The sequence below is a fragment of the Pseudokordiimonas caeni genome, from assembly GCF_026719705.1.
Lineage (GTDB): Bacteria > Pseudomonadota > Alphaproteobacteria > Sphingomonadales > Kordiimonadaceae > Gimibacter > Gimibacter caeni.
The window spans coordinates 1,664,965-1,685,219 of record NZ_JAPPRR010000001.1 but is presented as its reverse complement, the minus strand read 5'-3'; the positions used below and the strand labels follow the sequence as shown (position 1 = coordinate 1,685,219).

General features: G+C 58.4%; 28 protein-coding genes. 13 read left to right on the top strand and 15 right to left on the bottom strand.

Annotated features, from left to right (window positions below; all coding sequences use genetic code 11):
* Positions 1-46 precede the first annotated feature (46 nt).
* Both OU694_RS07650 and OU694_RS07645 read left to right on the top strand, forming a co-directional pair.
* Entirely contained in the window at positions 47-418 is a 372-nt protein-coding gene (locus OU694_RS07650; protein ID WP_308910389.1) for a phage holin family protein, read from the top strand.
* A complete protein-coding gene (locus OU694_RS07645) occupies positions 369-764 on the top strand; it encodes a hypothetical protein (protein ID WP_308910388.1) in 396 nt (131 codons plus the stop codon). Before OU694_RS07650 ends, OU694_RS07645 begins: the two co-directional genes overlap by 50 nt.
* An 83-nt stretch (positions 765-847) precedes the next feature.
* On the opposite strand, the gene OU694_RS07640 is transcribed toward OU694_RS07645, so the two are convergent.
* Positions 848-1,258, bottom strand: a complete 411-nt coding sequence (locus tag OU694_RS07640; protein ID WP_308910387.1) for a CBS domain-containing protein — start codon at positions 1,256-1,258, stop codon at positions 848-850.
* A gap of 167 nt (positions 1,259-1,425) precedes the next feature.
* Complete coding sequence (locus OU694_RS07635; RefSeq protein ID WP_308910386.1) at positions 1,426-1,893, bottom strand: CBS domain-containing protein; 468 nt, start codon at positions 1,891-1,893, stop codon at positions 1,426-1,428.
* A 236-nt stretch (positions 1,894-2,129) separates the two neighbouring features.
* Between OU694_RS07635 and OU694_RS07630 the strand changes: the two genes are divergently transcribed.
* Together OU694_RS07630 and OU694_RS07625 are read left to right on the top strand one after the other, a co-directional pair.
* Positions 2,130-2,612 carry an RNA polymerase sigma factor gene (locus OU694_RS07630; protein WP_308910385.1) on the top strand — a complete coding sequence of 161 codons (483 nt, stop codon included), beginning with the start codon at positions 2,130-2,132 and terminating at the stop codon, positions 2,610-2,612.
* 71 nt (positions 2,613-2,683) lie between these two features.
* Complete coding sequence (locus OU694_RS07625; protein WP_308910384.1) at positions 2,684-3,295, top strand: superoxide dismutase; 612 nt, start codon at positions 2,684-2,686, stop codon at positions 3,293-3,295.
* Positions 3,296-3,304: 9 nt separating this feature from the next.
* Here the strand turns inward: OU694_RS07625 and OU694_RS07620 are convergent, their stop codons facing one another.
* Positions 3,305-3,907, bottom strand: a complete 603-nt coding sequence (locus OU694_RS07620; protein WP_308910383.1) for an HdeD family acid-resistance protein — start codon at positions 3,905-3,907, stop codon at positions 3,305-3,307.
* A 134-nt stretch (positions 3,908-4,041) separates the two neighbouring features.
* Here OU694_RS07620 and OU694_RS07615 point away from each other — a divergent pair, with 134 nt between their 5' ends.
* Positions 4,042-4,572 carry a pyridoxamine 5'-phosphate oxidase family protein gene (locus OU694_RS07615; protein ID WP_308910382.1) on the top strand — a complete coding sequence of 177 codons (531 nt, stop codon included), beginning with the start codon at positions 4,042-4,044 and terminating at the stop codon, positions 4,570-4,572.
* Here OU694_RS07615 and ligD read toward each other — a convergent pair.
* Together ligD and OU694_RS07605 are read right to left on the bottom strand one after the other, a co-directional pair.
* On the bottom strand, positions 4,542-5,438 hold the full coding sequence (gene ligD, locus OU694_RS07610) for a non-homologous end-joining DNA ligase (RefSeq protein WP_308910381.1): 897 nt from the start codon (positions 5,436-5,438) through the stop codon (positions 4,542-4,544). The two genes, OU694_RS07615 and ligD, sit on opposite strands and share 31 nt — an antisense overlap.
* A complete protein-coding gene (locus OU694_RS07605) occupies positions 5,435-6,016 on the bottom strand; it encodes a DNA polymerase ligase N-terminal domain-containing protein (protein ID WP_308910380.1) in 582 nt (193 codons plus the stop codon). The genes ligD and OU694_RS07605 overlap by 4 nt, the downstream gene beginning before the upstream one ends.
* A 146-nt stretch (positions 6,017-6,162) precedes the next feature.
* On the opposite strand from OU694_RS07605, the gene OU694_RS07600 reads away from it, so the two are divergent.
* Both OU694_RS07600 and OU694_RS07595 read left to right on the top strand, forming a co-directional pair.
* Positions 6,163-6,627 (top strand): hypothetical protein, encoded by a 465-nt coding sequence (locus OU694_RS07600; RefSeq protein ID WP_308910379.1) that lies wholly within the window; start codon positions 6,163-6,165, stop codon positions 6,625-6,627.
* Entirely contained in the window at positions 6,620-7,099 is a 480-nt protein-coding gene (locus tag OU694_RS07595; protein ID WP_308910378.1) for an MgtC/SapB family protein, read from the top strand. The genes OU694_RS07600 and OU694_RS07595 overlap by 8 nt, the downstream gene beginning before the upstream one ends.
* A 29-nt stretch (positions 7,100-7,128) precedes the next feature.
* Here OU694_RS07595 and OU694_RS07590 read toward each other — a convergent pair whose 3' ends face one another.
* The 7 genes from OU694_RS07590 to pdhA all read right to left on the bottom strand — a co-directional run bounded on the left by OU694_RS07590 (position 7,129) and on the right by pdhA (position 13,807).
* The gene (locus tag OU694_RS07590; RefSeq protein ID WP_308910377.1) at positions 7,129-8,673 is read right to left on the bottom strand and encodes a BON domain-containing protein; all 1,545 of its coding nucleotides are present in this window, start codon (positions 8,671-8,673) and stop codon (positions 7,129-7,131) included.
* Positions 8,674-8,766: 93 nt separating this feature from the next.
* A complete protein-coding gene (locus tag OU694_RS07585) occupies positions 8,767-8,913 on the bottom strand; it encodes a hypothetical protein (RefSeq protein WP_308910376.1) in 147 nt (48 codons plus the stop codon).
* Positions 8,913-9,587 carry a DUF4136 domain-containing protein gene (locus tag OU694_RS07580; RefSeq protein WP_308910375.1) on the bottom strand — a complete coding sequence of 225 codons (675 nt, stop codon included), beginning with the start codon at positions 9,585-9,587 and terminating at the stop codon, positions 8,913-8,915. The genes OU694_RS07585 and OU694_RS07580 overlap by 1 nt, the downstream gene beginning before the upstream one ends.
* A 96-nt stretch (positions 9,588-9,683) precedes the next feature.
* Positions 9,684-10,370: a cysteine hydrolase family protein gene (locus OU694_RS07575; protein ID WP_308910374.1), complete on the bottom strand. Its 687-nt coding sequence runs from the start codon at positions 10,368-10,370 to the stop codon at positions 9,684-9,686.
* 10 nt (positions 10,371-10,380) lie between these two features.
* The gene (locus OU694_RS07570) at positions 10,381-11,721 is read right to left on the bottom strand and encodes a dihydrolipoamide acetyltransferase family protein (RefSeq protein WP_308910373.1); all 1,341 of its coding nucleotides are present in this window, start codon (positions 11,719-11,721) and stop codon (positions 10,381-10,383) included.
* Between the two features lie 9 nt (positions 11,722-11,730).
* Positions 11,731-12,714 (bottom strand): alpha-ketoacid dehydrogenase subunit beta, encoded by a 984-nt coding sequence (locus OU694_RS07565; RefSeq protein WP_308910372.1) that lies wholly within the window; start codon positions 12,712-12,714, stop codon positions 11,731-11,733.
* A complete protein-coding gene (gene pdhA / locus OU694_RS07560; protein WP_308910371.1) occupies positions 12,707-13,807 on the bottom strand; it encodes a pyruvate dehydrogenase (acetyl-transferring) E1 component subunit alpha in 1,101 nt (366 codons plus the stop codon). The genes OU694_RS07565 and pdhA overlap by 8 nt, the downstream gene beginning before the upstream one ends.
* Positions 13,808-13,973: 166 nt before the next feature.
* On the opposite strand from pdhA, the gene OU694_RS07555 reads away from it, so the two are divergent.
* The 5 genes from OU694_RS07555 to OU694_RS07535 all read left to right on the top strand — a co-directional run bounded on the left by OU694_RS07555 (position 13,974) and on the right by OU694_RS07535 (position 17,309).
* Positions 13,974-14,312: a CBS domain-containing protein gene (locus tag OU694_RS07555; RefSeq protein WP_308910370.1), complete on the top strand. Its 339-nt coding sequence runs from the start codon at positions 13,974-13,976 to the stop codon at positions 14,310-14,312.
* 166 nt (positions 14,313-14,478) lie between these two features.
* Positions 14,479-15,078, top strand: coding sequence for a response regulator (locus tag OU694_RS07550; RefSeq protein ID WP_308910369.1), 600 nt, complete (start codon positions 14,479-14,481; stop codon positions 15,076-15,078).
* 103 nt (positions 15,079-15,181) lie between these two features.
* Positions 15,182-16,435, top strand: coding sequence for a Glu/Leu/Phe/Val family dehydrogenase (locus OU694_RS07545; RefSeq protein WP_308910368.1), 1,254 nt, complete (start codon positions 15,182-15,184; stop codon positions 16,433-16,435).
* Positions 16,436-16,493: 58 nt separating this feature from the next.
* Positions 16,494-17,006, top strand: coding sequence for a Dps family protein (locus tag OU694_RS07540; RefSeq protein ID WP_308910367.1), 513 nt, complete (start codon positions 16,494-16,496; stop codon positions 17,004-17,006).
* 39 nt (positions 17,007-17,045) lie between these two features.
* A complete protein-coding gene (locus OU694_RS07535; protein ID WP_308910366.1) occupies positions 17,046-17,309 on the top strand; it encodes a hypothetical protein in 264 nt (87 codons plus the stop codon).
* Between the two features lie 35 nt (positions 17,310-17,344).
* On the opposite strand, the gene OU694_RS07530 is transcribed toward OU694_RS07535, so the two are convergent.
* Together OU694_RS07530 and OU694_RS07525 are read right to left on the bottom strand one after the other, a co-directional pair.
* The gene (locus OU694_RS07530) at positions 17,345-18,451 is read right to left on the bottom strand and encodes a baeRF3 domain-containing protein (RefSeq protein ID WP_308910365.1); all 1,107 of its coding nucleotides are present in this window, start codon (positions 18,449-18,451) and stop codon (positions 17,345-17,347) included.
* 37 nt (positions 18,452-18,488) lie between these two features.
* Positions 18,489-18,809: a hypothetical protein gene (locus tag OU694_RS07525; protein WP_308910364.1), complete on the bottom strand. Its 321-nt coding sequence runs from the start codon at positions 18,807-18,809 to the stop codon at positions 18,489-18,491.
* A gap of 140 nt (positions 18,810-18,949) precedes the next feature.
* Here OU694_RS07525 and OU694_RS07520 point away from each other — a divergent pair, with 140 nt between their 5' ends.
* Positions 18,950-19,147, top strand: a complete 198-nt coding sequence (locus tag OU694_RS07520; RefSeq protein ID WP_308910363.1) for a hypothetical protein — start codon at positions 18,950-18,952, stop codon at positions 19,145-19,147.
* A 218-nt stretch (positions 19,148-19,365) separates the two neighbouring features.
* Here the strand turns inward: OU694_RS07520 and OU694_RS07515 are convergent, their stop codons facing one another.
* Positions 19,366-20,127 (bottom strand): M15 family metallopeptidase, encoded by a 762-nt coding sequence (locus OU694_RS07515; RefSeq protein ID WP_308910362.1) that lies wholly within the window; start codon positions 20,125-20,127, stop codon positions 19,366-19,368.
* Positions 20,128-20,255: the final 128 nt, after the last annotated feature.

Sequence of the window (20,255 nt, the reverse complement as noted above, 5' to 3'; positions counted from 1 at the left end):
GCGGCCGTCTGACACTCGCCCCCGGAATGCCGGGTTCCTCGATAGCATGGCGACGGCCCTGACATCAGGCCTTGATGTGATCGCCTCGCATGCGGCCGACATGGTCAGCGACCGGCTGACCGACCGCGCCCGCGGTTACCTGAAAGGAATGGCCGTCCGCTCTTTGGGGCTGGTGGCAGCGATACTGGCGCTGATCTGGTTGTCGCTCGGGCTGTCTGCCTATCTTGAAACCATGATGCCGGATTGGGCAGCGTGCCTCGCAGTGGCGCTTATATTCACCCTTCTCGCCGTTGCGCTGATGATCTGGCCGGTACGTATCGATGGCAATGGTGCCACGTCTTCGGAAACAAACAGAAAGGAGTTTGAAAATGGCTCAAAAGAAATCCAAAACAGCAAAGAAGATCGCGAAAGCGATTGATGACAACAGGCCCGCGATGGAGGCCACCACCGACTTCATCAAGGACAATGCGGTACCGCTGACGATGGTCGCGGTGGGCGCCGGGCTTTTGGCCGCCCGCACAATCGCCAACGGTGACAATGCCGTAAATCACGCAGCCGACCAGGCCACAGATGGGCTGACGCGTGCTGGTCACCGAGCCGAGGAAGTCTCGCGCGAGGCTGCCCGCATCGCCCGCGACCGGGCGGATGCCCTGACCGATACGATCCGCGAGCATCCGGTGATGAGTGGCATAGCAGCCCTTGCGATTGGCGCGGGCGTTGCGGCCATCAGCATGCAAAGGGCCGACCGGCATATCGGCCGTTAAGGCCTGCCTGCTCGTGTGCAAACCAAAACAGGGCCGCCCCCAATCGAGGGGCGGCCCTGTCGCGTTGCGGGATACAATGGTATTTATCTGGAGATCATGCCCAAGGCTTCGCCAGCGGCTTTTGCTGAACCGCTGCCGGCAATATCGGCGATGGTGACCATGCCAACGAGGCGTTTCTGGCGGTTCAGTACCGGCATGCGGCGAACCTGATTGTCGGCCATGCTTTTCGCTGCTTCCTCGACCGATTGGTCGTCATAGACATAAAGCACTTGCTTCGACATTGCGTCGCGCACTTTGGTGGATGTCATATCCAGCCCGTTTGCCAGGCAGTTGATGACAATATCGCGGTCGGAAAGCATCCCGATAAGCTTGTCGTTCTCGCCGATCGGCAGGATGCCGATGCCTTTTTCCTTCATACGCTTCGCAGCCTCCGGGATCGTGATATCGGGCCCGACCCATTCGGCTTCGCGTGTCATGACTTTTTCAACTTTCATGGTCCTTCTCCTTTGTTCTTGTTTGTCGCAGTGACGGTGGATCAACGCCATCCGGGCAGTGCGGTTTCCGCGCTTCGCAGAATTTGGCGCGAAGGCGGGCACCGCCCGGTCCGCGGCCGTCTGCGGGGCATCAGTGGCGCACATACGGAAGGGACTGTGCCTGCTGGCTACAGCTCGAGGTGGGGGTTCATCGTGTAGGGTTCTCTGTTGTCGCGGGGGAGCGAGGTGCCCATCACCGATGCTGTTGGTAGATGGGCGCGACCGCCGACCGGATGCACCATATGCACGTCTTCCGGGGTCACATAGCCGCACACCTGGCGCTCATCATCGACAATCAGGATCAGGGAAACCGCGAACCGTTCAAATATGTGGCGGAGGTCGCTGATATTCGCATCGAGCGGGCATATACGAAGCAAGAGCGACTTAAGGTCGCCGACGGTTTCCGCGGGTTCCGTCTGTCCCTCCTGTGCCGAAAAGGCGAGGGACCGGTGTAGCACGCCCTTGAACCTGTCGCCGTCCACCACGATCAAATGATCGCAGTTCCAATTTTTGAACCGGGCATGGGCTTCGGTGATCGGCTGGTCGATCTGAATGACCCTGTTTGCCGGGCGCATCACATCCTGGGCAGTCTTCATCGGAACTTCAAACCCTCCTGTGAGCGACCAACGCTGACGGGCGATTGCGGTTCCGGAGGTGCTGATGTGTAAAATGAGTATGTTGAGTATGATGCGTAATTTTAAGTATAGCATCATAGTGTAGGTGTTTATAATTCAACATATCATGTAGTGTAATAAGTTAATTTGTTTCACAGATTGAAATATAAATACATGCTCTTCTCTGTATGATCTTCTTTGTTTAAACGGAGGTGATCATGAGTGAACGTGAAGCATGTAGTCTTGAGAATCTTGATGAAGAAATTCCGCATCTGAGCCGTTATGCGCGCTCCCTTGTCCGAGACGGGGATGGCAGTGACGACCTCCTCCAGACAACGCTTGAGCTTGCGGTGCGGAACCAGCACCGGTTTGCGCCGGGCACCAATCTCAGGCGGTGGTTGTTCACAATCATGCGGAACGCCCATATCGACAACCGGCGCAAGCTTGCCCGCCGCGGTCATCATGTACCCATCGAAGACTGGTATCACGAAGTGCACTGTGCCCCCTCGCAGGAGAAGCGCATCGAGCTTCTTGAGGTAGTCTCCCGCCTCAAGGATTTGCGCCGCGAGGAGCAACGGGTGATCCAGCTCAGCATCTTCAACGGCTGGCCGCATGACCGCATCGCCCGCCAGATGGGGATCGCCGTCGGCACGGTCAAAAGCCGGCTTTCCCGGGCGCGCCGCAACCTGCATGCTGGTTGATGTGTGGAACCACACTTTGGCGCTGCCGTTGATCGGGCAATCGACCAACGCCCACCGAGAAGGAATGTTCCATGCCGATCAAACTGCCCGACCTGCCATTCGCACCGGACGCACTTGAGCCCCATATCTCGAGAAAGACGTTCGAGTATCACCATGGCAAACACCACAAAGCCTACGTGAACAAGACAAACGCCCTGATCAAGGGTACCGACCTTGACGAACGGCCGCTCGAACTTATCGTTCAGGCCGCGTACAAACAGAAAGACACGGCCCTGTTCAATCAGGCGGCCCAGGCGTGGAACCACACGTTCTTCTGGTACAGCCTGTCGCCCCGGACAGGCGGCGTTTCGGGCGAGCTTGCCCACGATATCGACGTCCACTTCAACGGGGTTGAGGCATTTCTTGAAAAGTTCGTCGACAAGGGTGTGAGCCACTTTGGCAGTGGCTGGCTCTGGCTGGTGCGTGACGGGGGTGAGCTGAAAATCGTGACAACCGCGAATGGCGATACGCCTGTGGTGCATGGCCAGACTCCGCTGCTGACCATCGACCTGTGGGAGCACGCCTATTATCTGGATTTCCAGAATGACCGGGGTGCCTATCTGAAGGCGATTGTCGACAGTCATATCAACTGGGAATTCGCGATGGGCAACTATACGGCCGATATCGACGCGCACAGCCGGTAAGGCCGGGCGTCAGATATCGCTGCCCAGATAGGCGCGCGATCCCGACACGATCCCCAGAAGCGCCATGCCATAGAAAAAGCTGTCAACTGCGAACAGGATCCCGACGGCCCAGGTGGCGGTCAGCGGCAGCCCGGTCAGGATGAGTAGGGCAAGGGCTAACGAGGCAACGCCGCTGGCCAGCAACCAACCCCAGCGGTCTGTCGGCCGCAGGGTTGTCGCGAAATAAAGCCGGGTGAAGCCTGACGCGAGAAAATAACCCGACATCACAAGAGTGAGGGTGATGAGCCCAAGCCATGGGTAAGCGAGCAGCAAGCCGCCGGCGATGAGCCCCATAAGGCCGAGGAGCAGCGAGCTTGTCACTTTGGCGGTGCCACGCCGTGCCATGAAGGCGTTGATGATTTGCGCGAGCCCGCCAATGGCAAGAATGGCCCCGAGCATCAATTCGACAGCAACGGATGCAAGACCCGGAAGCGCGATGGCCGCCAGCCCCATGATGATCGCCACGAAACCGATGACCCTGTAGAAGCCCCTGTTTTCGCGGATTGACCTGGCTGCCTTTGCGTTCAACTCGCCGGGGGTTACCAGTTCGATGACCGGTGGTCTGTCATTCATCTTTCTCGTCCTTGCCGGGTATGTCAGTTGTCCGAATAACGGCGGTGCCTGTGCGGGGTTCCTGCGGGAACCCGCATGGTTCCTGAGCGTTGGCGAGATATGCCCCTGAAACCCGAACATGAGGAGAAGATCAAATGGCATCCACCGAACAGCTAGAACGCGACAAGCTTTGGGAAATGATCGGCGAACATGAGGTGGCAATGCTGACCACGCGGGACGGTAATGTGCTGCGCAGCCGCCCGATGTTCCTGCATCCTGATCGTCACTATGACGCGCTATGGTTCTTCACATCCACCGACGATCATCTGGTGGACGAGGTGCGCCGCGCCAATGATGTTAACATCGCCCTGCAGGACGAGGAGCAGTCGAACTATGTATCCCTTTCCGGCAACGCCGAAGTTATCAACGATCGCGAAAAGATGGCGCAGCTCTGGTCGCCGGAGATCAGCCGCTGGTATGCGCATCTGAAGGTGGACGCACCCGATACGCGCCTTGTGCGGGTCAGGCTGGTGCAGGGTCAATATTGGGACGAGGAAGCGCGGGCCATGAGCCGGATGTGGGAAATGGCAAGGGCCGGGGTTGCGGGCGAGAAACCGGACCTTGTGGAAACCGACAAGGTTTCAATGACGCGTCATCAGAATGTCAGCCCGAAGGCACCACGCTGAACGGCGTGCGGGACAAAGTCCTTCCACGGGTCTTCGGTTTGCGAAAGCCGTTTGAAAAGCGTGTTCAGCTTGTACCGGTTGCCGCTTGTCTCAAGCTGGACGGCGCGCTCCCAGTCAAGCGGCGTGGCGACCGGTGCGCCTTTCCGGGCGCGTAGCGAATAGGGGGCGATGGCGGTCTGGTTATAACCGTTGCGTTGCACATCGATGTAAACGCGGTCACCGCGGTTTTCTTTCCGCTGCTCGAGGGTGGCGATATCCGGACATTCATCGACCACATGCTGGGCGATCCGCTTCGCACAGGCCCGAATGGTGTCGAAATCGCCATTCTGGATATCCTTGATGGGGATATGCACATGAAGCCCGCGTGACCCGGTGCTTTTCACAAACGGCCGGATGTCATTCTCGGTGCACCATGCCCTCAATGCCTCTGCCACTTGCTGGATTTTTGAAAATTCGTCCGATGTAGCGTCCAGATCGAAGATGATCTGATCAGGGTGATTGGGCGTTTCTGCCATGGCAAGGGCCGCGTGAAATTCGATCGCGCCTTTGTTCGCCAGCCAGACAAGCTCAGCCGCTTCATTCACCAAGATCGCCTGCATGGTGTCATCTGCCGTTGCGATTTCTTTTGTCTGGATAAAGTCCGGCATGTCGTCTGTGGCGTTCTTCTGGAAAAAGCCATCCTCACCAATACCATCGGGAAAACGGCGAACCGTGATGGCCCTGCCCCGCAGATAGGGTAGCATGCGGTCTGCGATCCGCCAATAATAGCTGATCACGTCGCTTTTGGTGAAGCCGTCGCGGGGGAAGAGGAGCTTGCGGGGATTGGTGAATTCGACATCTTCCGGAATCTGTTCTGCAAGTTTCATTGATCCTGCTCCTTCAATTCGTCGATCTTGCGGCCGGACTTCACCGACTGCGGCTCGGTGGAAACCGGATTGCGGCGGGCATCGGCTTCGTCGTCGGCCTTCTTGATGATCAGCCATTTGTCATCGCCTTCCGCGCTATCGAACTTTTTCAGGACATAGCCGCCGCAAAGCTTGTGGCCGTGCAGCCGGATCTCGGCGAAGCCGTCTTCAAGGGCCCTGGTGAGTGTGACGGGGCGTCCTTCCTGCCGGGTGGCATTGTCGAAGGGCCCTTCGTCCCACAGAAGCACAGGCCCGGCACCATATTCGCCTTCCGGGATCACACCTTCGAAGGAGGCATAGGCAAGCGGATGGTCCTCGGTCTGGACTGCCAGCCGCTTTTCACGGGGGTCAGTGGAAAGGCCTTTCGGGACAGCCCAGCTTTTCAGGACACCGTCGCATTCCAGGCGGAAATCAAAATGATGGTTCGATGCCTTGTGTTCATGGATCACGAAAATCGGCGCGTCATACTCCTTGGCATCGTCACCCGGTTCGCCGGAATGCTTCAGGTTGCGTCGTTCAAAATATCGGGTCAGGCCCATCGGGTTTCCTTGAAGTTGTGAAGGAAGGTCTCCGTATATAAACGATGCCGGAGGATGGACGTTGCATCTGCGCGCCTCTCCGGGAACGCATCGTTCGCCGTCTCGTTAATTCCGTTCCTTTCAGGAATTCCCATATGGAGGATGCGATGAGCGGTCGAGGCGACCACAGGCCGGATGAGGCCAACCCCTTGTTCGAGCGGGCCTGTGTTGCCCTCGAAAATGCAGCACTCGTAGCCCAGAAGCTGGCCGACAGGGCGGACACCAAGAACGAATGCGACTCCTACCGGGCGCTGGCACACGCCAACCAGACGATCCTTGCCCGTGTTGCAGCACCGGCGAAGCAGATTGACGGCGAGCCAGCCTCCTATGATCTCGTGATACGGGACTTTGATGCTTCACGGGAGCGCATCCGGGCGCTCCAGATGGACGAGTCCGTGCGCGACAGGCAAGCCCAGATGTGTGAGGCCGAGCGAGCCGCCTTGAGCGGGGTTCGCCGCGCCGTCTCAATCGACCCTGCCGTTCGGGCCCAAAGCCTCAGGGAACTGGCCGGGCTCGTTGAGGTGCTGGACGATCCCAAGCGCCGGTCAGACCTGCAGGGCGATCATGTTTGACATCGAGCATCTGTTGTCGGCCAGTCATACGATCGAAACACCAACCCTGATCCTGCGGCTGGGGCTTGCATGCCTTCTCGTTCTGCCGCTGGGGCTCGACCGGGAAATCCGGTCGAAAGCCGCTGGCCTGCGCAGTTATATGCTGGCCTCGCTTGGCGGGTGCGTTTTTGCCTTGCTCACGCTGGCGCTCCTGGAAGATCCCAAAATAAATGCAGCATCCGGCGGCAATCCTTTTGCTGTGATGAAGGCCGTGGCTGAGGCCGCTGCCGTGTTTGCTGCCGGGACTATGATCGCGCGGCATGGCGACATGCGCGGCGTTACAACGGGTATTGGCCTCTGGCTCTCTACCGGCGTGGGGCTTGGCGTGGGGTTCGGGCTCTACCTGATCACCGGGCTCGCTGCCGTTCTGGCTGCGATCATCGTGTCACTGATCGGCCTTGCCGAAGCACGCTGGCTGGATGCCGACGACTAGGGCAAGGCATGATCAGGCGCGGGTCTCGCTTAGCGGCCGCTGCCGTCCACCCTTTCGACCTCCAGGTCATCAATCACGTCGACGGCGCCGCCATCATAGGCATTCTTGATGGCCGCATAGCGTTCGCTTTCGCTATCGACCGTGCCCGTAAGGGTGGCTTCACCGTTGTCGACGCTGACATTCACTTCATCGCTGTCGACAGCTATGCTCCAGAAGAGCTGATCCTCGATATCATCGGCGATTTCGGCATCGGTCTTCATGGTGGTGATCGGCGAGCGGTCATACCAGGCATAATTCGGCCAGAAATCATAGAGATAGGGATCATAGGCGAGCGGCAGGTTGTCGTCGCGCACATCGATCAGATTGACCACTTTCTCGACCCCCACAACGCGGGAGGCCACGCGGTCGGCTTCAGCCCTTTCATACAGACTGTCCACATCACCATAAAGCCGGACGACGCCACCGAACATGGCGGCAGTGATATCGTCGTCATAGGTGTAGGGGTTGCGTTCGAGGGCGGATTCGACCTTGGCTATCACGTTTTCGGGCTTGCCTGTCATGGGTGATACCACGTCAAGCCGGTTCTTCACGCGGATGACCCCCGTGGTGTTGCGGGCATCCTGCCCTGCGGCACGTTTGGCAGCCAGATTGTCGACACTCCCGCGGAGGGTCACTTCGCCGCGGTCCGCCTCGACATCAATCTTGAAATAGGAGACACGCGGGTCATAGAAGAGGGCATCATTCACCGCGTTCGTGACTTCTTCGTTCGAACGGACGATGTCGGAGCCCTCCCGCCGGCGCATATCATCGTCCCATTCGTCGACCTCAAGATCGTCGAGATTCACTTTGGAAACGCCCGCAACATAGGCAAGACCGACGGCCTTGCTGCGTTCGGCGACACTGCCGACCTTGCCGTCAAGGCTGACGACCCCGTCATCGACGTCGACCTCGACCATTTTTGCATCAATGAGCGGGTTCCAGTCCATCCGGGCCTTCACATCCGCCTTGATGTCCTCGTCGCTACGGTCATCGGTGTAATTGAAGTCGATCCTGTTATCGACGCCAGTGACCCCGTAGACACCCTTAGCGACGGTCTCGACGAGATTGACCTGCGCCCAGCTGTCCACCGTTCCGTTCAGGGTGACAAAGCCGGCCTGATTGGCCTTGGCCTTGATCTTCAGGTCGTCGGTCGCAGCGTCTTCCTGCAGGGCAAGCTCGATATTCCGCTCGATATTGGCAGGTGGTACGTCCAGAACGGGATCAACCTCGATCTGGTTGACGATGGCACGGACACCGCGGATGGTGCCAGCCAGCCGCACCGCACGTTCCTTCGCCAGAATATCGCCGACCCTGCCACTGAGGGTGACGATGCCATCGACCGAGCTGACATCCACCGATGTCGAATAGACGGCCGGGTCGTACGTCAGTTCGTCCTTCACGGCATCAACGATACCGATGTCGGTAATTTCGGCAGCCGTAGAAGCGCCAGACAGGCCTGCGACAAGAGCGGCCAGAGCCGAATATCGAAGCAGTGCATGTTTGAAGTGGAAATAGTTGGTCGTTGAACCAGTCATTGTCATATCCCTTTCGTTTCAGTCAGTCGGAATGTCACTTCCACCTGAAAAACGTGAGGAAACACTTGGGGTTCCGAAAAGAGGATGCGGCATTCAGAAGCCGAAAATCACCCAGAAAAGAATGATGCCCAGCACGATATAGACGATGAAGCGGGCTGCCCGGCTGGTCCCGGAGCGGGGCCATCTGGGTCGGTCTTCCGACCCATCCGGTGGCAGGTTTTTATAGGGGCCGCGTTCCATCAGTAGTTTTCAATACTGCTGGGTTTGGCGATGCCATCGTCCTCGATGGAAATCACCTTGGTGCCGCCTTCGCCCGGGAAATCCGAGAACATGGCAGCGACCAGATACGGCATGACTTCGCTCAGGTCGGCGTTGCGTCCAAGGCTGACAGCATGGCCTTCAAAAACCGTCCTGTCCGGCCCGGCAAGCGGCTTGACGATATCAAGCTCCAGCGAACGGGCATATTTGATGTCGTCCGTTACATAAACCCGTGTGGACGGGCCGAAATTGTAGAAACTTTCCTCCCAAGGATAGATGTAGGGCGAATAAACTCCCCTGCGGAACCAGTATCCGCTGTAAGGCGGCGACCAGTGCTGGCGCCAGTTCCTGTATTCGGTGCTGACTTCATAGTCGACGAATGCGATCAGGTCGGCGTCGCTTGGGTCATCGACGACACTGTAGCCTTCCTCCCGGAGTTCAGTGGCAATCAACCGGGCGAATTCAGTAAAACCATCGTCGCTTTCGCTGATCATGACGGTTGGCCTGATCGCCACCTTGCCAGTTTCCGGCAGGGCGGGATCATGCATGCGGGTAACCTCGCTTGTCGTATCCCGGCCGCTGCAGGCGGCAAGTCCCAAGAGGCCGGCAATGGCCGCCCCATGCATGAACCGCTGGATAATCATTTGATTGCTCATGATGATGTCTCCCATATGGCTTGAGACGCGTACCTGCACCATTCGGGCCGGGCCACGTGAATGTGGCGGATCAACGCTTCAAGGCCCGGAAAGTTCTCAGGTTTCCAGCGCGTGCGTCCGTTCAAGCGCCTTGATGACCTCGTCAGCCTCCAGAACGGCGGCGAAGCGCCCCTTGAGCGTCAGGAGCGTTGCCTTGTGAAGTTCGGGGGAAATGGCCGCGGTGCCATCGGAAATCAGCGTCATGCGATAGCCGAGGTCGGCGCCACTGCGGACCGCGCTGCTGACGCATTCGTTCGTATAGACACCGACAACATAAAGGTCGGTGATATTCATATTTTGCAGGACATAGTGAATGTTGGTGGCGGTGAACAGGCCGCTGGCCGTCTTGTTGATGACGATCTCGTCCCCTTGTGGTGCGACCTCGGGCAGGAAGCTGGCCCGTTCGCTGCCGGGCGGTGCATGGATGCCAAGTCGCACATGCTCGGGGCTTCGGTCGCGGCCGTCGGCGGTCAATGATTGTACGCGGACATGGATGACTTCCATGTTGCGTGCCCGGAATGCCTCCTGCAGCGTTTTGACGGTCGGCAGGACCTTGTCGCGGACACGGTCCAGATAATATTGGATCAGGCGTTCCGGGACGCCGAGCTTACGGTGGTTTTCAAAAAGACCATGCCCTTCGACGGTGCCAAGATATTGAAGGTCAATACACAGAAGGGCCGGGCATCCGCCTGTTGCCGGTTTGCATCCCGTGGCCTGCAGGGCCGGCTCGAACCGTCTGTTCATGATGGCCAGGTCACTGCAACTCTGCCAGCATGCGGGCAGGGCGGCTTAGTCTTGCACGCAGGTCATTCATGAAGCGTGCGGCCTCCGCCCCGTCGACCAGACGGTGATCGAATGCCAGAATGAGCGGCAGCATCAGGCGGATGGTGATCTCTTCGCCTTTGCCCCCTTCAGACACCACCGGTTCGCGGCGGGCTGCGGCCATGCCGAGGATCGCGCATTGCGGGTGATTGATGATCGGCGTGAAGGACGATCCGCCAAGGCCGCCTATATTGGTGAGTGTGAAGGTGCCGCCTGTAAGCGCGTCCTTTTTCAGCGAGCGGGCACGGGCTTTCTCCGCCGTATCCTCCAGCATCGCGGCGATTTCCATGATGGAATGCCGGTCCACCGCCTTCAGCACCGGGGTCACCAGCCCGCGGTCGGTATCGACGGCGACGGCAAAATCGTAATAGCGTTTCAGCGATATTTCTTCTTTGTCCATATCGAGGCTGGCATTGAGGCGCGGATAGCGCGGCAATACGAGGGCAAGAGCCTTGAGGACGAACGCGGTCAGGGTCAGTTTCGGCGCCGTCTCGCCAAAGTCATCGACAAGCTGCTGCCGGAAAGTCTCCAGTTCCGTGATGTCGATCTTTTCCTGATGGGTGACATGAGGGATTTCTGCCCAGGCGCGAGCCATATGACGGGCCGTTGCTCGCCGGACAGAACGCAGGGGCACGCATTCTTCCCAATTCTCGCGTTCGGTGCTTTCGCTGGCTGCCAGCAATATGTCGCTGCGGGTGATTTGCCCCTCCGATCCCGTGCCTTTCACCTTGGCAAGATCAATCCCCTTGTCCTTCGCGAGTTTGCGGGCGGCAGGCACGGCCTTGACGCCGTCCGGTTCATCCGTTTCCTGTTCCGGTTCCTGCTCGGGTCGGGAAGTCTGCTTTTTTGGCGCTTTAGCGCTTTCCGCCTTGCGGGTCGGCTTTTCCTTTTCTTCCGTCGCTTTTCCGGCTTTGCCTTGCGATTCAGGCGCGTCGTCCTCGTCTTTATCCTTCGATGTTTCCGCGGGCTGTTTATTCTTCCCGGTCTTCGTACTTTTCTCTTTCTTGTCGTCATCGTCGGCTTTCGCGTCCTGCGTTTCGTCGCCGATTTCCATCAGCACATCGCCGACCGTGACGATATCGCCCTCGGATACATTGATTTTCTCAATCTTGCCGTTTTCGGGCGCAGGGATCTCGATGGCGGCTTTGTCGGATTCCACCACAAGGACATCCTGTCCTTCCTTCACGATGTCTCCCACGCTGACGAGAACCTCATGGATTTCGACTTCATGGATGCCCTCTCCGGGGTCCTGCAGTTTGAACTGGTGGCTCATGAACGGCTCCTAATAGGCTAGGGTGACGCGGGCGGCGTTGGTAATCCGGCGGGCGTCCGGCAGATAGCTTTGCTCGCGTGCGAAGAAGGGCATCGGGACATCCCAGCCGGTTACCCGGTTGACCGGGGCTTCAAGATAGACAAAGGCTTCCTCCGCGATGCGGGCGGCGATCTCACCGGCCGGGCCAAAGCTCAGCGGCGCTTCGGTAACAACGACGGCCCGACCGGTGCGGCGCACGGAGGCGCCGATGGTCTCGGCGTCAAGGGGGGCGAGGGTCGGCAGGTCGATAACTTCCGCTTCCACCCCGTCTTCTTCGGCAAGTGTTTCAGCGGCTTCCAGTGTTCGCCGCAGCATGGCGCCGTAGGAAATCATGGTGATGTCGGCGCCCTTGCGGCGGATGTCGGCCTTGTCGAGCTGGGCGGGATCAAGCCCCTCGGGCACCTCTTCGCGGAAGGCGCGATAGGCGGCCTTCGGCTCAAGGAAAATGACGGGGTCGGGGCTGCGGATCGCTGCCTTGAGAAGCGTGCAGGCGTTGCGCGGCCCGGAGGGGATGACAGTGCGCAGGCCCGGTGTGTGCGCGAAATAGGCCTCGCGGCTTTCCGAATGGTGTTCAAGGGCGCGCACGCCGCCGCCAAACGGCATGCGGATCACAAGGGGCAGGGTGAACCTGCCGCGGCTGCGCCAGCGCATGCGCGCGACATGTCCCTCGATCTGGTGAAAAGCAAAGTAGCTGAAGCCGGAAAACTGCATTTCGGCAACCGGGTTGAGCCCGGCGAGCGCCATGCCGACAGAGACGCCGACGATGCCGGCTTCGGCAAGGGGCGTGTCCATCACCCGGGATTCTCCGAAATCGTCGATCAGGCCTTTGGTCACGCGGAAGATGCCGCCATCGGCACCCACATCCTCCCCAAGCACCATGACATTGTCGTCACGGTCCATTTCCTCGCGGAGCGCCAGATTGAGCGCTTCGACCATGGTCCGTTCGTCACTCATTGGCAGCCTTTCTGTCGTCGCGCAGTGCTTCGAACGCGTTGCGCTGGGCCCGCAGCGGCGTTGTGGGTTCGGCGAACAGGTGATCAAACATCATGGACGGGTCGGTGAGGCCTTCCATGGTATCGCGTGCCGATTTCCAGGCGCTTTCGATCTCGTCTTTCAGTTCTTCCGCCATCGCGTCTTCCGCTTTGTCATCCAGCAGCCCGCGCGAGCGCATATGCAGGCGGAGCCGTTCGATAGGATCGCGGTCCTCCCATTCCTCCACTTCTTCCTCGTCACGGTAGACGGTCGGGTCGTCGGCGGTTGTGTGCACGCCCATGCGGTAGGTCACACATTCGATCAGGGTGGGCAGGCAGTCCTCGCGGGCACGGGTGACGGCATCGCGCGCTGCTTTCAAGACGGCAAGCACGTCGTTCCCGTCCACCTGGATGCCGGGGAAGCCATAGGCGATTGCTTTTTGGGCGAGGCTGTGGGCGCGGGTCTGCTTAGCCCGGGGTACCGATATGGCCCATTGATTGTTCTGGCAGACAAACACGACAGGCACTTCAAAAACGCCGGCGAAGTTGAGGGCTTCGTGAAAATCACCTTCCGAGGTGGCGCCGTCGCCGAAGAAGGCCATGACGACACTGCCGGTCTGGCGATATTTCTGGGCATAGGCGATGCCGACGGCATGTGGCAGTTGGCTTGCCACTGGCACGCACGTTGGCAGGTCGTTGCTGTCATCAGGAATGGCGAGGCCTTCATTATAGCCCGCCGTGAAAATGAAGATGTCTTCAAGCGATGCCCCGCGCCACAACATGGCAGCCGTTTCCCGGAAGGAGGGGACAAGCCAGTCGCTGGCTTCAATCGCTGCGACAGCGCCAACCTGCGCGGCTTCCTGCCCCCGGACTGGCGCAAAGGTGCCAAGCTTGCCTTGCCGTTGAAGATTGAGCAGACGTTCATCAAACAGCCGCGCTTTGGCCATCGCCCGGAAGATGGCGATCAACTTTTCGTCGGCAATATCGGGGGCGAGCTCCTTGTCGAAATTGCCGTCCTCATCGAGAACGGACAGAATCTCGATTGGCTCCAGCTCTTTCATGCGTGCCCTCGGCATCTCGTCTCCTCGTGATATCGATAATTCGTATGCGATCAACGGCAGGGTTCTCTCGGCGTTCCCTCGTTACTGCCAGGCTTGCAGGAACCAATCTGTTGCCTCGACGTTTCAGTCTGTGCAGGACAGGCCGATAGGGGAATTACGCTTGAAATGTGCTGAAGACATCATGCGGCCGGCAACGGCGACCATCAGTGTGGAGCAGACGCTGCGCGAGGCGCTGGCCTGCCTTAACCATCAGGATTGCAATGAACTGATCGTTCTGGATGACGGCGAGGCGGTCGGGCTGCTTGATGATACCATCATGCAGGAAATCGACACGGACACCGCAACCGTTGGCGATGAAATGGTCGGCAATGTGATGGAATCCCGCATCGGCAACTGCCGACCGGATGACAGCAGCGAGGATATTCTCAGCCTTGTCGAGCGTTACCGGCTGCGGTGCATTTTCGTGGTGGACAACCGACGGCAACTGCGCGGCTGGATTGCTCCGAAGGACTTGTCTTGATCATTCTGGTTGTTATGAAAATCACACAACATATTGATTTTTAAAAGAATAAGGCGTGCGCTGGGGTGCCCTATGGTTGCCACACTTTTTGTGATAAGCTCTCGGCAACAATCAATGGGAAATATTACATAGAATGTCGGAAAAAAGAGCCGAACGTCTTCAGGTAATGTTGACGCAGGAAGAGGTTCATGCGGTTGATGAATGGCGTTTTGAAAACAGGATGCCGTCTCGGTCTGCTGCTGCGCGCGCGCTGATGAACCTGGGGCTGAGCGTCCAGCGCAGTGAAGACGCAAAGGAAGCGCTCCTCTATCGCCCCATTTCCTCCGGTGAGATCGGTATTGTGGACAATGCTCCGACCGTGGAAGCAGCCATCAAGCCTGACTGCCGTCCTGTAATCCTGTTGGCTGACGACGATTTTCTGACCGGACGGGGCATCGGCAGCATGCTGGAGGATATGGGCTACAAGGTCATCGGACCCGTTACCACAACAGATGAAGCTATCATCCAGTGCCGGGAAGCGAACCCGATTGCTGCGGTGCTTGAAACCACAATCGGACAAGAGCGTACCGACAAACTTGCCGATGAACTGGCGCGCCGACATATTCCCTATCTCTTCTGCACGACCAGTGACCTGCGGCGGGTCCTGCCCGAGCGGCTTTGGTCTTCTCCTGTCATCGACAAACGCGATGTGGCCGCTAACCTTCCGTCCGCTGTCACGGGGATGCTTGCCACCGTTGCCCAAGGCGCCAAAGAGCGGCTCGGGTGATTGGGCACAGTCCCTGCCGGAACCTCTAGTCTCCTGAAATCGTTGATGGTTCGAAACCCGGGCGCGCCGTGTCGTCCGTTTGATCCTCGACAGGAGACACTGGATGAAAGGCCCTTTCCCCGACCACAGCCGCCTGAAAGCGGTTGCTTCGCTTTTCGATATCGACCCCACCTTCCTTGATGGACTGAAAATTCCTGAAGTCTTGATCGCGCGACGGCTGCGGCTTGATCGTGACGACGGCACTTTCGAGTATCTGCCAAGCTGGCGTTGCCAGCACTCCTTCCTGCTGGGTCCGGCCAAGGGCGGCGTGCGCTTTCACCCGAAAGTGGGCGAGGAGGAAGTGAAGAACCTGGCGTTTCTGATGACGCTGAAGTCTGCCCTTGTCGCGCTGCCCATGGGGGGCGCCAAAGGCGGCGTGCAGGTTGATCCTTCGACCCTGTCTGACAAGGAACGCGAACGGCTTTGCCGCGAATGGGTCAAGGCTTACGCTGATTATATCGGCCCTGACAAAGATATCCCTGCCCCGGACATGGGCAATGGCGAAGCTGAAATGGCGCTATTCCGGGACGAATATGAAATGATCAAAGGCCGTTCGGTACCCCATATCGTGACGGGCAAGCCGCCGCTTTTTGGCGGCCTGAAGCTCCGCGAGGGTGCCACTGCGCGAGGCGGCATGCGCGTTCTCGAAACGCTCGGGACGAAATGCGGCCTTGATATAGACGGGATGCGTATCGCCATTCAGGGGCTTGGCAAGGTTGGCGGCGAAATGGCGAGGCGGCTCGGCAAGAACGGATTCCAGATCGTGGCAGTCAGCGACTCTTCGGGTTGCCTTCTGAACAAGAAAGGCCTCGATGTCGACAAGCTTCTGGAGCTGAAGCCCGAACGTGGCAGGCTCAGCAACTTCAAAGGCGAAATGGACGCCGAGTGGCACGACCGCGACGTTATTCTCGGCGTTGACTGCGATCTTCTTGTCCCTGCAGCAACCGGCCATCAGGTGACGAAGGAAGTGGCAGGCAAGGTCGAGGCGAAGGTCATCCTGGAACTCGCCAACTCGGCGGTCTGCGATGATGCCGACAAGCTGCTGGCCAAGCGCGGGATCAGGGTTATTCCGGATATCCTCGCCAATGCGGGCGGGGTGGTTGCGTCCTATCATGAATGGCTTGCCGGGAAGGCGGGCAAGGAAGTGATCGCCACAATTGTCGAACAGCGCCTCGACGAAATCATCGAGCAGGCAAGCGAGCGCGCCTGGCGCCTTCACGAGAAAAGTGAAGTGGATCTGAGGGTTGCTTGCCACGCCCTGGCGATCCGCGAGCTTGAGCGCGTCGCCCGCCTGCGCGGGCATAGCCTGTCAAATTGAGGGAACCGCTGCCGGGGATGGACGTTGTCTGATGGAAGACAGAAAAGGAGCTGTAGAGATGAGCAAGACACCGACGGTCCTCAAACCCAAACCGCATGAAGAAACGATCGGCTCCGGTATTGCCGACCGGGATACCGGGAAGCTCGCGCGCTATCTTTCGCATGCGATTGCGGACACCTATATCCTGTATTTGCAGACGCAAGGCGCCCACTGGAACGTGGTCGGGCCGCTTTTCTACAGCCTGCATAAGCTGACCGACAAGCAGTATAAGGCCCTTGCCAAGGCAACCGACAGCATCGCCGAGCGCATCCGCGCCATCGGCCACGTTGCCCCCGCAAGCTTCAAGGAATTCGAGGAGCTGTCGATCCTGACGAGTGCACCCGTAGCATCTTCCGCTGAAAAGATGCTGCAGGATCTCGTCACCGCGAATGAAAAGATCGCTGATCGCATGCGCCGCGCCGTTGCGGCCGCCGAGGAAGTGGACGATGTCTATACGGCGGACATGCTGATTGCCCGCGTCGGTGCGCATGAAGAAGCAGCCTGGATGCTTCGATCACTGCTTGCGAAATGAACGGACGGGCCGATGTCCGGGAAATTTACGAAAGAGAAAATGGCGGACGTTCTTCGTGACCCCGCACTTTATTTCAAGGCGCCGATCGATGTGGTTCGCAGTCCTATCCTCAGCAAGGATGAAAAAATCCGTGTACTGCGCACCATGGAGCATGATGCCCGAGACCTTGCCGTCGCCACCGAGGAAAATCTCGGTGACGGCGAACAGCTTGATCTTCACGATATTCTGGAGGCGCTGCGCGAACTTGATCCTGAACTGGTGGAAGAAAGCGCCAGACACAAGGGCGGCAGCAAACTCGCCTGACACTTCTTTCCGTTTTGGCTAATGATCGACCTGACCTAGTGCCGGACAAGGGCCGCAACCGCGGCCTTGCCCGGCAGGTCCGCCGCTTTCACAAGAAATGTATTGCCACCGTGCGAGAGTGTCTCGCGCGCCAGAAGGTCACCCATATCCCGGTTGGCCCGGTCCATTGATTCCAGCCGGTCGGCCGCCAGCAGCAGGGTGTCGACCCGGCCTTCGCGGGCTCGTTTCAAGATTTCATCCTGATTGAGAATGGCCCTGTCGTCGCCGCGCCCGACATTGGCGAGAACACGTGAAATCTCCTCGCGCTTCTGCCAGTTGATGGCTTTGTCGGCGATGGGCCATGCTTCCGCGTGCAATTCGGCAAGGCTCTTGTCTTCAGGGGATTTGTCGATGCCTTCGTTTTCCAGGCCCTGATAGGTGCAATGCTTGCGGAAGAGCCCGAGCATGGTCGGATCGGCAATGACCACAAGCGGCGCGGTTTCGTCCTTCAGGATACGGTCCGTCTGGCGGGCGACACCGGCCACAAACTGGTCAAGCTGGATCTGCTTATAGTCCTCGGGGCTGTCGCCTTGTGCGTGGAACCGGGCGGCCGGTTTGCCGCCGCGGGTTGCGGTGCCGGACGGGTGGAAACCCACATCAGCGGGCAGTTCGGTCCGTTCGCGAATTTCCTTCAACGTCTCTTCCCGTACGTCACGTTTCCAGACGGCGATACCGCTATTGTCACCGCAATAAAGGGTGGAATTCTGCTGGGTGACGCCGATCAGGAAATATTGCCCGCCTTGCTCCAGAAACGGCAGCAGCGGGCGGATGACATAGCGTTCGCAGACAAACACCCGCTCCCCCACTTCCCGGGGGACGGAAAAATGCTGGAAATCCGACCGCGAGAAGAAGAGGGCGAGGCCGCGTGTGTCAGGCTCGGCCAGTATGTTGTCGTCCTTGATCCTTTTCATTGCCGGGGCGATCAGGGCGTCAGGATTGACGTCCCGTTCCTTCAGTTTTTTCTCGGCTTCCCGCATGAGATTCTGCAGGCGAATGGGATTCTGCCTGTCCTCGGGTGGTGCCTGATAAACCGGCATGAAAAGCGAAACGGCAGCGTCAGGCGTTGCAAGGATGATGGATTGCAGGTCGGATCGGGAAATCATGGCTTCACTCCTCAGTGCGTTTGCAAGGGTTTGATGCTCAGTTCGGCGGCCTTCTATGCCGTGGCCGGCGGCGCACGATGCGATCAGCAATCCAGAAGGCGAAAAGGAAGCCCATCAGGCTGATCAGGGCGAGCAGCCATCCACCAAAGGCAGGTACTTGCTGCGCTTCGGCAGGGGCCATCCATATCGTGACCCAGAGGGCGACATAATAGATGGCCGAGGTGATCAGGATCAGGATGCTGGTGAATACCAGAAAAGCAGCGAGGGGCTTGGTATCCTCGTGTTTCACCTTCTGCACATACGGCCACGCCAGCAACAGCAGCAGCGGCAAGAAGGGCAGTATGGAGAATGTGGGCATCGGATTTCAGCTCCCGCCTCGAACCAGGCATTTCTAGCTGAAAATAACGCTGCGGGGCCGGGCCCGGTTCCCTTTCGCCGGGGAACTGGCACGCGGGTCAGGCGTTAATCCGGTTCAGCAATCAGGAGCAGTGACCGGCCATGACCACACCAGAGCACAAGCCCGACAAGAAGCCCTTCGAAACCACCAGTGAAGGCGCGCCGAAACTGCAGCCAACCGAAGCCCGGCAAGCTGAGGTGGTGTTCGATACGAAGAAAAAGCGGCGGCGCTATTACTGGGTGGTCGGCGCGGCGCTGCTGGTGTTCGTCCTTGCCTATCTGTATGCAGCACCGTCCTAGGGTGAAAAGTTCAATGCCTGCTTTTATGCAGAATACGTGACAGAGAATTTGTGCGCCAAGTTCTCGTGAAAAATTTCTCGGATTCAATGGTGAGTAAGATTCAATTATTTAATTGATATCGCACAATATTATTTGACCTTCGAATTTTGTGGCATCTGGTTTTTGTGTTCCATTTGAGGCGATTGTGAGGTCATGCTTTTGACGCCTGGCGTAGCCTTCTACCTTACCGGCGTATCGAAATAGGTATCGGGCCAGGGTTCGTCTTTCAGGCGGAAGTGCCACCACTCGGCCTCGTAGGGGACAAAGCCTGCAGCCTGCATCACGGAGGCCAGCAAAGCCCTGTTGGCCTTTTGCTGTGCAGAAAGACCTGTCGCCGAAATGCCCGATGCGGGGCCGAAGAAGTCGAAGCCCGTGCCCATGTCCAGCAAGGCGCCTGTCTTGCTGTCGGAGATGGAAAGGTCCACAGTGCCGCCGCGGGAATGGCCTGATCTGGCGGCAATGTAGCCGTCCGGAATGAGGCGATCTTTCGAAACCTCGGGATAATAGTCGGCCTTGCGCAGGGTGTCTTTTTCTTCGGCCGCCCATTTGACCAGCCCATCCACCGCAGACTGCGGCCGATAGGCATCGAAAATAACCAGTTTAAGGCCGTAAGGGGCGAGCGACGCCTGCGCATGAGCGAGGCCTGATGCGAGTTCGGGTGTTCCGAGACACACGGGCTTCTCATATCCGGTCAGCGGCCGACCGGTGAAATTTTCCGTGCCCGCGTATCGCGCGTCGCAGACAATCCCGGGCACATCGCGTTGCAAATCAATCATGGGAGACCGTTCTGCTCCGGCCCCGACCGTTGCCGATATCAAAAGCACAGGAATGCCGGAAAGCAATCGTTTCATATAGTCAGTCCCCAAAGTCCGGTTTCGTGAATTAGCTGCGGGAAGGATATAGGAAGGACCGCCTTTGGGCACCCGCTGATTCTCTGGCATTCTGCATACCCTCCGATTGCGCTTTTGTGGTGTCGGTGTTTCAATCGCAGGCATGAATATTTCATTTTGTATCATTTTAAAATTTCATAACGTTTCATTGCGATAATGTTTGTGCTCCGTGAATGTTT

Excerpts from the sequence above, each read along its gene's own strand:
- OU694_RS07615 (WP_308910382.1), top strand. The coding sequence starts at position 4,042 with ATGGCATCCACCGAACAGCTAGAACGCGACAAGCTTTGGGAAATGATC.
- OU694_RS07520 (WP_308910363.1), top strand. The coding sequence starts at position 18,950 with ATGACCACACCAGAGCACAAGCCCGACAAGAAGCCCTTCGAAACCACC.
- OU694_RS07600 (WP_308910379.1), top strand. The coding sequence starts at position 6,163 with ATGAGCGGTCGAGGCGACCACAGGCCGGATGAGGCCAACCCCTTGTTC.
- OU694_RS07595 (WP_308910378.1), top strand. The coding sequence starts at position 6,620 with ATGTTTGACATCGAGCATCTGTTGTCGGCCAGTCATACGATCGAAACA.
- OU694_RS07625 (WP_308910384.1), top strand. The coding sequence starts at position 2,684 with ATGCCGATCAAACTGCCCGACCTGCCATTCGCACCGGACGCACTTGAG.
- OU694_RS07590 (WP_308910377.1), bottom strand. The coding sequence starts at position 8,673 with ATGACTGGTTCAACGACCAACTATTTCCACTTCAAACATGCACTGCTT.
- OU694_RS07575 (WP_308910374.1), bottom strand. The coding sequence starts at position 10,370 with ATGAACAGACGGTTCGAGCCGGCCCTGCAGGCCACGGGATGCAAACCG.
- OU694_RS07605 (WP_308910380.1), bottom strand. The coding sequence starts at position 6,016 with ATGGGCCTGACCCGATATTTTGAACGACGCAACCTGAAGCATTCCGGC.
- OU694_RS07545 (WP_308910368.1), top strand. The coding sequence starts at position 15,182 with ATGAAAGGCCCTTTCCCCGACCACAGCCGCCTGAAAGCGGTTGCTTCG.
- OU694_RS07565 (WP_308910372.1), bottom strand. The coding sequence starts at position 12,714 with ATGAGTGACGAACGGACCATGGTCGAAGCGCTCAATCTGGCGCTCCGC.
- OU694_RS07550 (WP_308910369.1), top strand. The coding sequence starts at position 14,479 with ATGTTGACGCAGGAAGAGGTTCATGCGGTTGATGAATGGCGTTTTGAA.
- ligD (WP_308910381.1), bottom strand. The coding sequence starts at position 5,438 with ATGAAACTTGCAGAACAGATTCCGGAAGATGTCGAATTCACCAATCCC.
- OU694_RS07645 (WP_308910388.1), top strand. The coding sequence starts at position 369 with ATGGCTCAAAAGAAATCCAAAACAGCAAAGAAGATCGCGAAAGCGATT.
- OU694_RS07515 (WP_308910362.1), bottom strand. The coding sequence starts at position 20,127 with ATGCCAGAGAATCAGCGGGTGCCCAAAGGCGGTCCTTCCTATATCCTT.
- OU694_RS07525 (WP_308910364.1), bottom strand. The coding sequence starts at position 18,809 with ATGCCCACATTCTCCATACTGCCCTTCTTGCCGCTGCTGCTGTTGCTG.
- OU694_RS07630 (WP_308910385.1), top strand. The coding sequence starts at position 2,130 with ATGAGTGAACGTGAAGCATGTAGTCTTGAGAATCTTGATGAAGAAATT.
- OU694_RS07640 (WP_308910387.1), bottom strand. The coding sequence starts at position 1,258 with ATGAAAGTTGAAAAAGTCATGACACGCGAAGCCGAATGGGTCGGGCCC.
- OU694_RS07585 (WP_308910376.1), bottom strand. The coding sequence starts at position 8,913 with ATGGAACGCGGCCCCTATAAAAACCTGCCACCGGATGGGTCGGAAGAC.
- OU694_RS07540 (WP_308910367.1), top strand. The coding sequence starts at position 16,494 with ATGAGCAAGACACCGACGGTCCTCAAACCCAAACCGCATGAAGAAACG.
- OU694_RS07635 (WP_308910386.1), bottom strand. The coding sequence starts at position 1,893 with ATGAAGACTGCCCAGGATGTGATGCGCCCGGCAAACAGGGTCATTCAG.
- OU694_RS07650 (WP_308910389.1), top strand. The coding sequence starts at position 47 with ATGGCGACGGCCCTGACATCAGGCCTTGATGTGATCGCCTCGCATGCG.
- OU694_RS07555 (WP_308910370.1), top strand. The coding sequence starts at position 13,974 with ATGCGGCCGGCAACGGCGACCATCAGTGTGGAGCAGACGCTGCGCGAG.
- pdhA (WP_308910371.1), bottom strand. The coding sequence starts at position 13,807 with ATGCCGAGGGCACGCATGAAAGAGCTGGAGCCAATCGAGATTCTGTCC.
- OU694_RS07570 (WP_308910373.1), bottom strand. The coding sequence starts at position 11,721 with ATGAGCCACCAGTTCAAACTGCAGGACCCCGGAGAGGGCATCCATGAA.
- OU694_RS07530 (WP_308910365.1), bottom strand. The coding sequence starts at position 18,451 with ATGATTTCCCGATCCGACCTGCAATCCATCATCCTTGCAACGCCTGAC.
- OU694_RS07620 (WP_308910383.1), bottom strand. The coding sequence starts at position 3,907 with ATGAATGACAGACCACCGGTCATCGAACTGGTAACCCCCGGCGAGTTG.
- OU694_RS07535 (WP_308910366.1), top strand. The coding sequence starts at position 17,046 with ATGGCGGACGTTCTTCGTGACCCCGCACTTTATTTCAAGGCGCCGATC.
- OU694_RS07580 (WP_308910375.1), bottom strand. The coding sequence starts at position 9,587 with ATGAGCAATCAAATGATTATCCAGCGGTTCATGCATGGGGCGGCCATT.